The 9,631-nt window shown below is 45.9% G+C and carries 5 protein-coding genes and 1 tRNA gene; 5 read left to right on the top strand and 1 reads right to left on the bottom strand.

Translation table 11 applies throughout. The annotated features are described in order from the left end of the window. Positions 1-221 precede the first annotated feature (221 nt). Positions 222-1,292: an AAA family ATPase gene (locus tag HMPREF2955_RS02895; protein ID WP_070720788.1), complete on the bottom strand. Its 1,071-nt coding sequence runs from the start codon at positions 1,290-1,292 to the stop codon at positions 222-224. A gap of 458 nt (positions 1,293-1,750) precedes the next feature. Between HMPREF2955_RS02895 and thrA the strand changes: the two genes are divergently transcribed. The 5 genes from thrA to HMPREF2955_RS02870 all read left to right on the top strand — a co-directional run bounded on the left by thrA (position 1,751) and on the right by HMPREF2955_RS02870 (position 8,988). Next, positions 1,751-4,186 (top strand): bifunctional aspartate kinase/homoserine dehydrogenase I, encoded by a 2,436-nt coding sequence (gene thrA, locus HMPREF2955_RS02890; RefSeq protein ID WP_070720784.1) that lies wholly within the window; start codon positions 1,751-1,753, stop codon positions 4,184-4,186. Between the two features lie 11 nt (positions 4,187-4,197). Further along, the gene (locus HMPREF2955_RS02885; RefSeq protein ID WP_070720782.1) at positions 4,198-5,442 is read left to right on the top strand and encodes a cofactor-independent phosphoglycerate mutase; all 1,245 of its coding nucleotides are present in this window, start codon (positions 4,198-4,200) and stop codon (positions 5,440-5,442) included. 214 nt (positions 5,443-5,656) lie between these two features. Next, positions 5,657-6,967 (top strand): threonine synthase, encoded by a 1,311-nt coding sequence (gene thrC / locus HMPREF2955_RS02880; protein ID WP_070720774.1) that lies wholly within the window; start codon positions 5,657-5,659, stop codon positions 6,965-6,967. 69 nt (positions 6,968-7,036) lie between these two features. Next, positions 7,037-8,506 carry a glycoside hydrolase family 125 protein gene (locus HMPREF2955_RS02875; RefSeq protein WP_070720772.1) on the top strand — a complete coding sequence of 490 codons (1,470 nt, stop codon included), beginning with the start codon at positions 7,037-7,039 and terminating at the stop codon, positions 8,504-8,506. Positions 8,507-8,900: 394 nt separating this feature from the next. Beyond that, positions 8,901-8,988: transfer RNA gene (locus tag HMPREF2955_RS02870), tRNA-Ser, on the top strand. The last annotated feature ends 643 nt before the right edge of the window (positions 8,989-9,631 follow it).

Genomic DNA, 9,631 nt, shown 5'->3' with positions numbered 1-9,631 from the left:
GCACTGTATATATCGGGTATCGCTGAATAGTTACAGAACGCGGTTATAATGTTAAGTAAGATTACAACAGCCACAAAAAAACTCCCGTCATTGTTTAGGGAAGGAACAATTCGTTAATCATCATTCAGATGTAATGTTGAGTTTCCGCGAACTGAAAGCCTGATTTTCTTAACGTGCGATTGGGGTTTATGCCCATATACCCCCTACTCTATTCTGCTTTTCTACCCCTGCCGCTGCTTTATCCAACGTGCAAAAAACGGGTCTTCAATTTCAAAAGCGTCTAGCTTAATTACATAACCGCTTTGCATTAGCCGTTTAACGCTGCTGTATACCGTACTCGTGGGAAGTCGGCGGTTACTTGCAAGCTGCACATTATTTACCAATCCCATCAATATGCTGCGGTCGGTCTTGTTGAAATTGAGCCAAATACGTTCAAAATCCAAGTCGTGTGTACGAACAAGCGTTGCAATGGCCTGCTCTACCACCTCTGTTGCATCGAGTTTTTTGTAAGTCAGAAAGTCCCAAACAAGTGCTGCCAACTGCTGCGTATAATACGGATGACAACGCGTAGTGCTTAAAATCTGCTCTACCACGTCGGTTTTCATCGCACAATCGGCAGGCAATCGTTCAAGAACATAATGGCTAAAATTGTCGTGTGGTATTCTATCTAGGTGCATCAGCACGCCGAAACGATAGAAAGGCGAACGCTTTCGCTCGAAAATTTCAGTCATCATCGACTCCTGACTGCCCAAAAAGATGTAGTTAACATGTTGTTGTGTTTGGATAATTGCACGCAATCGCTTGTCGATACCCTTGTCTAGCCCCATCAGTTCTTGAAACTCGTCAAACACAACCACCATCGAGTCGCCCTTTTCGCTCACCTTCTCCACCAATTGCAGTGCGTCTTCTATCAGCACCGTGGCATCGGTTGTGGCTTGAAAGGTTATGTCAATGGTTTCTCCCGTTGGTGTGGTGGATATAGTTGGCACAACCCGAAAGCTACTTAGCAGATGTTTAAGCTTTTCCCACGGGTGCAGCTTAAATACTTCTTTCAATATCATTGCCGCTAAGCCCTCAACGCTAACCACCATTTGCAGATTGAGCGAAATACACGGCCGCGACACTTGCGTTACCGCTTTCTTCACCAAGCTAGACTTACCAAATCGCCTGGGACTGATAAGTATCAGGTGGTTATTGCTGTTCAGCAATTGCTTTATCCGTTGCAGTTCATCGTCTCTATCAGTGAAATACTCACCTTCAACAATGGTTCCAAACTTAAATGGGTTCTTCATTTGCGATAATTTTCGTTACGAACTTTTTCGCAAATATAAGCATAAGCCTTCGAAACACCAAACAACTTACGCTTATTTGGCCGTATTGGGCATGATTTTAACATCCAGAAAACACTACGATACAACACATAGCCACCCAATTTTGCACAGCTAACAGCTATCAACAGCATCGCCTAAGCCCCCAAAAAGGTGTTGATTTGAGGTAGTAAGTCTGTGAGTTCTGCAGTGCCTTATCTATTCTAACTCCCTACTTAGTGGTAAGTTCGCAAGCATTATGCCTGATAATGAATATGCAATAAAGCCAAGAAATCGGAGAATTGCAAGATAATAAGCTCAATTTAACCATTAATTATCTAGGCCGTTTGTTGGTGTTATATCTATTTATTGTTATTTTTGCATCGAAATTATGTTCAACCTCATTTGTTTTGGGGCAACACAATATTAAATTATAACAACGGATGAAAGTTTTAAAGTTTGGCGGAACATCAGTAGGTTCCGTAAAGAGTATTTTGTGCTTAAAACGCATTGTGGAAACCGAGGCTAAGCGACAACCCGTGATTGTGGTTGTTAGTGCATTGGGAGGTATCACCGACAAACTTATCGCCACAGCGCAAATGGCCGTAGGTGGAAACGAGAAATGGAGAGGCGAGTTCGATGAAATGATGACACGTCACCACCAAATGATCGACACCATCATTAGCGACACCACGGCTCGCGAGCAACTTTTCAACACCGTTGATAACCTTTTCGAACAGTTGCGCAGCATTTATACGGGCGTTTTCCTTATTCGCGACCTTAGCGAGAAAACGCAAGACGCCATCGTGAGCTATGGCGAAAGACTTAGTTCGAATATCGTGGCAGCACTTATCCGAGGTTCTAAATGGTTCGACTCGCGCGAGTTTATCAAGACCCGACGCAAAAACGGAAAGCATGTGCTAGATAGCGAACTGACGAATAAGCTTGTTGTCGACACGTTTTCGCCCTTACCACGCATTTCTCTTGTGCCCGGATTCATTTCGTTAGACCAAGACACGGGAGAAACAACCAACTTGGGGCGAGGTGGTTCGGACTATACTGCTGCCATACTTGCCGCCGCCCTCGATGCAGATGTATTGGAAATTTGGACCGATGTGGACGGATTTATGACGGCCGACCCACGAATCATCAAGACCGCTTACACCATAAAGGAACTGAGTTATACCGAAGCGATGGAGCTTTGCAACTTCGGCGCGAAGGTTATCTATCCACCTACCATCTATCCCGTATGCGTAAAGAACATTCCCATACGAATTAAAAACACTTTTAACCCCAAAGCCGAGGGTACAACCATCAAACAAAAGGTTGAAAGAACGGATAAACCCATACGAGGCATTTCGAGCATTAACGACACTGCACTCATCACGGTTGCAGGTCTGTCTATGGTTGGCGTTATCGGCGTTAACCGCCGTATATTTACCGTTCTGGCCAACAATGGTATCTCGGTATTCCTTGTTAGTCAGGCATCATCAGAAAACTCTACCTCTATCGGTGTGCGCGAAGAAGACCTTGCAGCAGCCGTAGAAGTGCTAAACAAGGAGTTCGCGAAAGAAATAGAGATGGGCGCGATGTTCCCCATGAAGGCCGAAAGCGGACTGGCAACTGTCGCCATCGTGGGCGAAAACATGCGTAATACGCCAGGTGTTGCAGGCAAATTATTTGGTACGCTTGGGCGTTCGGGCATTAGTGTCATTGCTTGTGCACAAGGAGCAGCCGAAACAAACATATCGTTTGTGGTGTCGGCGGCCTTCTTGCGCAAGTCGCTTAACGTTATTCACGATTCTTTTTTCCTCTCCGAATACACCGAACTCAACCTCTTTATCTGTGGCATCGGCACGGTGGGCGGCAAGCTTATCGAGCAAATAAAGAGTCAAGCCGAAGAGTTGCGCATGCGTTCACGTCTTAAACTGCGCGTGGTTGGCATCGCTAGTTCTAAGCTGATGATGTTCGACCGCAACGGACTAGACCTAGACAACTACGCAGAACTGCTGAAAGACGCCGACAAATGCACGCCCGAAAGTCTGCGTAACGGGATATTGGAGATGAATATCTTTAACAGTGTTTTTGTGGATTGCACTGCTAGCAAAGACGTTGCCGACCTATATCAAACGCTTTTAGAACATAACGTAAGTATCGTTACGGCCAATAAGATTGCCGCATCTTCGAAATACGAGAAGTACGAAAGGCTAAAACAAACGGCGCTTACGCGAGGCGTTAAGTTTAAATACGAAACGAACGTGGGCGCAGGCCTTCCTATCATCGGTACCATCAACGATTTGAGAAACTCGGGCGACCATATCTTGAAGATTGAGGCCGTGTTGAGTGGAACACTCAACTTTATCTTCAACGAGCTTTCGGCAGCTGTTCCTTTCTCCGAAACTGTACGCCACGCAAAAGCGCAGGGATATAGCGAACCCGACCCACGTATCGACCTTAGCGGAACGGACGTAGTGAGGAAACTCGTGATTTTAGCACGCGAGGCAGGCTATAAAGCAGAACAAGCCGATGTGGAGAAACGGCTTTTTGTACCCGATAGTTTCTTTAAAGGTTCGTTAGAAGAGTTTTGGGAGAACCTTCCCACGCTCGATTCCGACTTTGAACGGCAGAGTCAACAATTGGCAAAAGAGGAGAAACGGTGGCGATTTGTGGCTACAATGGACCACGGCAAAACCTCCGTTGGCCTGCAAGCCGTAGACAAGAACCACCCTTTTTATAACCTGGAAGGCTCGAACAACATCGTTTTGCTTACAACCGAACGCTATAAGCAATATCCCATGCAGATACAAGGCTATGGAGCAGGAGCCGATGTAACAGCTGCCGGTGTGTTTGCCAATATCATGAGCATTGCCAACATTTAACTTCATCTGCAATGAAACATCTCATCATACTAGGCGACGGCATGGCCGATCATCCCGTTGAACGGCTAGGCGGAAAGATGCTGTTGCAGTACGCAAACACGCCTTACATGGATTTATTAGCCCGACAAGGCCGAACAGGCATGCTGCAAACCATCCCCGAAGGATTCGCTCCTGGCTCTGAAGTAGCCAATACAGCCATCTTAGGCTACGACCTAAGCAAGGTTTATGAGGGGCGAGGCCCATTAGAGGCCGCCTCTATTGGCTACGATATGCAGCCGTTAGACCTTGCCTTGCGCTGTAACATCCTTACTTTGGCAGACGGATTGATAAGAAATCACCACGGCGGACATCTCGAAACCGAAGAAAGCGAACCACTCATCGAGGCTTTAAACAAGGCCTTGTCCTCGGATATAGTAAAGTTCGCTATGGGCATTCAGTATCGTCACTTGCTTATTATAAAAGGAGGTAACAAGCATATCGAGTGCACCCCACCGCATGATCACCCCGATGAGCCTTGGCAACCCTTGCTCGTTAAACCGCAAGAAGGCTGGGAAGATGTACGCGAAATGGGCAGAATGACGGCCAGAGAAACGGCAACTTTGCTTAACGAACTGATAATAAAGTCGCAACAAGTGCTTTCTAACCATCCCTTGAACAAGCAAAGGGCGGCCAAAGGAAAGCTCCAAGCCAACAGCATTTGGCCGTGGGGCGGCGGTTATCGGCCAGCAATGAAAACGCTTACCCAGCTATACCCCAACGTGCAGTCGGGTTCGGTAATCTCTGCGGTAGACCTTATACGCGGCATTGGGCATTATGCTGGCTTGCGAAACATCGCCGTTGAGGGCGCAACAGGACTTTACAATACCAATTACGAAGGAAAAGCCACAGCTGCTATTGAGGCTTTAAAGCACGACGACTTCCTTTACTTGCACATTGAGGCCAGTGACGAGGCTGGGCATGACGGCGATTTAGAACTGAAACTCAAAACTATCGAGGCATTAGACAGTCGCATTGTGGGGCCTATATATAATAAGGTGAAAAGTTGGAACGAGCCAATATGTATCGCCATACTACCCGATCATCCCACCCCCGTGGAGGTTCGCACACATGTAGACGAGCCTGTGCCGTTTCTTATATGGCACGAAGGCATCGCACCAGATGCCGTTCAAACCTTCGATGAACAGAGTTGCAAACGTGGTAGCTTTGGTTTGCTTAGGCCGCACCAATTTATGCAAACATTTATGGACATTCAATAGTTACGGTTCATCAGTTAGTGAGTTGTTAAGTTTAGGAGTTTAAAAGTTCTTCGGCATTCAAACAGTTAGTTCAGGATTTATCCAGTTGCAAGCTGTAAGTTCAAGACAATAAACCATAAAACACCAAAGCTTAGCAACAAACTCCCCCACAAACGCCACAACCCACAAATTAAATAACCCACAAACTCAATAACTCATAAACTTAAAACCAGAGATGAGATATTACAGTACGAATGGTAAAACGGAGATGGTAGACCTTCGCGAAGCGGTGGTTAAGGGCTTAGCCGCCGACAATGGGCTATTCATGCCCGAACGAATAGCAACCTTACCCACAACGTTTTACGGACAGATAGACAAGCTTTCCTTTCAAGATATAGCCTTCGCGGTGGCACAAGCCTTCTTCGGCGAAGACGTTGGGGCCGATGCCCTGCGAACAATTGTGAACGAAACACTGGCTTTCGATTGTCCTGTGGTGCCCGTTCAAGCCAATTGCTACGCCTTAGAGTTGTTTCATGGCCCAACTTTGGCCTTCAAGGATGTAGGAGCGCGTTTCATGGCCCGACTGCTAGGCCACTTTGTAGGTCAAGACCGCAAACAAGCAATCAACGTGCTGGTGGCAACAAGTGGCGACACGGGTTCGGCCGTGGCCAATGGTTTCTTGGGTGTCGAAGGGGTAAACGTGTACGTACTATATCCCAAAGGAAAGGTAAGCGCTATACAGGAAAGTCAGTTTACTACGTTGGGACAAAACATCACAGCAATCGAAGTTGATGGCGTTTTTGACGATTGCCAGGCTTTGGTAAAGCGGGCTTTCATGGATAGAGAGTTGAACGAGCAGTTGCTCCTCACCTCGGCCAACTCCATAAATGTGGCTCGTTTTCTCCCCCAAGCGTTTTATTACTTCTACGCTTACGCGCAAATGAAAAAGCAAGGTCTGCAAAACGAACTTGTATTTTGCGTGCCAAGCGGCAACTTCGGCAACATCACTGCGGCCTTATTCGCCCATCGCATGGGCTTGCCCATAAAACGTTTTATCGCCGCCAACAATGCAAACGATGTCTTCTACCAATATTTACAAACGGGTAAATACCGGCCAAAGCCCAGTGTTCAGACCATCGCCAACGCCATGGACGTAGGAAATCCCAGCAATTTTGCCCGAATTTACGACCTGTATGGCGGCAATCACCACACGATAAGCCAACTAATTGCAGGTTTCAGTTTCAACGACGATGAGATAAGAGCAACCATACGCGACTGTTTCCAGCAAACAGGCTATGTGCTCGACCCACATGGCGCATGCGGTTATAAGGCATTGCAGCTATCGCTCAGCGAGAACGAGCATGGCGTTTTCTGCGAAACGGCGCATCCCGCCAAGTTCAAAGAAACGGTAGATGCTGTGCTGCCCACCCCAATAGACATCCCCGAAAGGCTGGCTCGCTTTATGCAAGGGCGCAAGCAGACCTATCCCATGAACAATTCGTTTGACAAGTTCAAGGATTTCCTTCTACAAAACGCGCCACGTTAAACAATGCAACACTATTGCCCGGTTTCTAAACATGCCCATTACAAAACAAAACCCCTAATCAATAAATTAATGAAATCTTTCTATTTGGCACTGGCATTACTAGCCCTGCCCAGCCAACAAATGTTGGCCCAAAAGAACAAAGTGTACGGACAAGAATACATCGAGGCCATTGCCGACAACACGCGCCTCTATGTTAGCAAACGACCAGACGTAAAGGACAGGTTATTCCGTTCTGAGGTTATCGACAAGAAGATAGAAGAGGTAAAGAAGTTGCTTAAAGGCAACAGATACCTTGCTTGGATGTTCGAAAACTGTTTCCCTAACACCTTAGAAACAACCGTTCATTACCGAAAAGTAAATGGCGAAGACGATACTTTCGTCTACACAGGCGACATCCCAGCCATGTGGCTCCGCGATTCGGGGGCGCAGGTGTGGCCCTATGTGCAGTTTGCCAACAAAGACCCCAAGCTTAAAGCCATGATTCGTGGCGTTATTCTTAGGCAATTACGACAGATTAACATCGACCCCTACGCCAATGCTTTTAACGATGGGCCAACGGGCGAAGGGCATATAACCGACAAAACGGATATGCAACCAGAGGTGTTTGAACGTAAATACGAGATAGACTCGCTTTGTTATCCCATCCGTTTGGCTTACCACTATTGGCAAGTTACTGGCGATACGTCTGTATTTGGCACACTTTGGCAAGAAGCCGTTAAGAAGATATTGGCCACATTTAAAGAACAACAGCGTAAAGACGGACCGGGTAAATATCGCTTTGAGCGCGAATCGACACGTCAAACCGAAACGTTGGGCGGCGATGGATATGGCTCGCCAGTAAAGCCAGTGGGCCTTATCGCCTCTTGTTTCCGCCCATCCGACGATGCTACAACAATGCTTTTCCTCGTTCCGTCTAACTTCATGGCAGTCTCGGCAATGAACAAAGCCTCCGAAATTCTCGCGAAAGTAAACAAAAATCAGGAATTAAGTCGGTCGTGTAAAGCGCTTTCCAACGAGGTTGCAGCAGCATTAAAGAAGTATGCCATAACCGAACATCCCAAGTATGGCAAGATATACGCCTTCGAGGTAGATGGATATGGCGGACAAGTGCTGATGGACGATGCCAATGTTCCTAGCCTTTTGGCCCTTGGTTACATGGGCGATGTGCCATTAAACGACCCCATTTACCAAAACACACGCCGCTTTGTATGGAGCGAAGACAACCCTTGGTTTTTTAAAGGTGCGGCAGGCGAAGGCATCGGTGGCCCACATATCGGTGCAAATTATCCTTGGCCGATGAGCATTATGCTCAAAGCATTCACCTCTCAGAACGATGAAGAGATAAAACAATGCATCAAAATGCTGATGGAAACGGATGGCAACACGGGCGTTATGCACGAATCGTTCAACAAAGACGATGCTCACAAATACACCCGCGCATGGTTTGCATGGCCTAACACGCTGTTCGGCGAACTGATTTTGAAACTAATCAACGACGGAAAAGTTGATTTGCTGAATAGCATTCAGGTGAAAAAGTAAATCGTTTAAACCAAACCGATCGTTGTTTTTTAGACTTTATCTGCGCATATTTCTCTTACTTCTTGGTGGAACATAGTGAACTATGCGACTGAAAAGGTAAGGAAAAGATGCCAGATAAGGACAAAAGACGTTGAAGAACGAATTGAATAAAGAAAAAGGCAGTGAAGTGCTAACTTTAATAAGAGAAAAGAAAAAAGCGTGTAATTTTTAGAACATGCCTTAAACCATTATCGCCAATGCAATTCTCCATCACACCAACGCGAAAAGGCGCAGCAAGAAAGCTAGAATAAACCATTTTGTCCACGCCTTGTTCGCATTAATGTGGCACAAATAAGAAAAATATCGCTTGAAATGCGTGTATTTGTGATTTTATTGTTACCTTTGCACCGCATTTGGAAGATTGGCAGAGTGATCGAATGCGCTGGACTCGAAATCCGGTATACCCCTTTCGGGTATCGGGGGTTTGAATCCCTCATCTTCCGCAAGCATTTTAACAAGCCAAAAGGAATGTTCCACTTGGCAAAACAAATAAGAATCGCTGTAAGACTAACGTTTTACAGCGATTTTTGTTTCCTCTTTGCATCCACTCCTCTGCTTATAAACACACGAAAACCCAACAACTCCCGAATACAGCAACTTAACATCTTGCAAACTCAAAAAGCCATAAACCCATAAACTCACATACTCATCAACCTACATACTTCATCTGCTCATCAGTTCATCAACATACAAATTCATACCAACTCACAAAATCACCCAATCACCAACTTATAAATTCATATCAACTCATGAACTCACAAACTCACCAAATCATCAACCCCAAAATTCACCAAACCATCAACTCAAAAACTTAAATTCTTATCTTTTATTTTACAAACCCGTTCTAACTTTCACTCCGTTCTAGCGAAAATATGGGCTATAAAGTTGGTAAAAGGCAGCCTTTTCTAGCCATTCACACCTTTTCCATTGTCTATTTTTGAGAACAAAAGCTGCATTTTGCCCCATTTAGCCTTTCTAGATTGGCCGTTGACTCATAATTCTTCATGCCCAAATACTCGCTTTTAGACCCTAAAACCCCACTTTTTAACGATTTTTTCGCCCTATTCAGCCACGTGTTTCATGGTC

The organism is Prevotella sp. HMSC073D09, assembly GCF_001814145.1.
GTDB lineage: Bacteria > Bacteroidota > Bacteroidia > Bacteroidales > Bacteroidaceae > Prevotella > Prevotella conceptionensis.
The sequence above is the reverse complement of the archived record's forward strand: the minus strand, read 5'-3'. Positions and strand labels throughout refer to the sequence as shown.

Excerpts from the sequence above, each read along its gene's own strand:
- HMPREF2955_RS02895 (WP_070720788.1), bottom strand. The coding sequence starts at position 1,292 with ATGAAGAACCCATTTAAGTTTGGAACCATTGTTGAAGGTGAGTATTTC.
- thrA (WP_070720784.1), top strand. The coding sequence starts at position 1,751 with ATGAAAGTTTTAAAGTTTGGCGGAACATCAGTAGGTTCCGTAAAGAGT.
- HMPREF2955_RS02885 (WP_070720782.1), top strand. The coding sequence starts at position 4,198 with ATGAAACATCTCATCATACTAGGCGACGGCATGGCCGATCATCCCGTT.
- thrC (WP_070720774.1), top strand. The coding sequence starts at position 5,657 with ATGAGATATTACAGTACGAATGGTAAAACGGAGATGGTAGACCTTCGC.
- HMPREF2955_RS02875 (WP_070720772.1), top strand. The coding sequence starts at position 7,037 with ATGAAATCTTTCTATTTGGCACTGGCATTACTAGCCCTGCCCAGCCAA.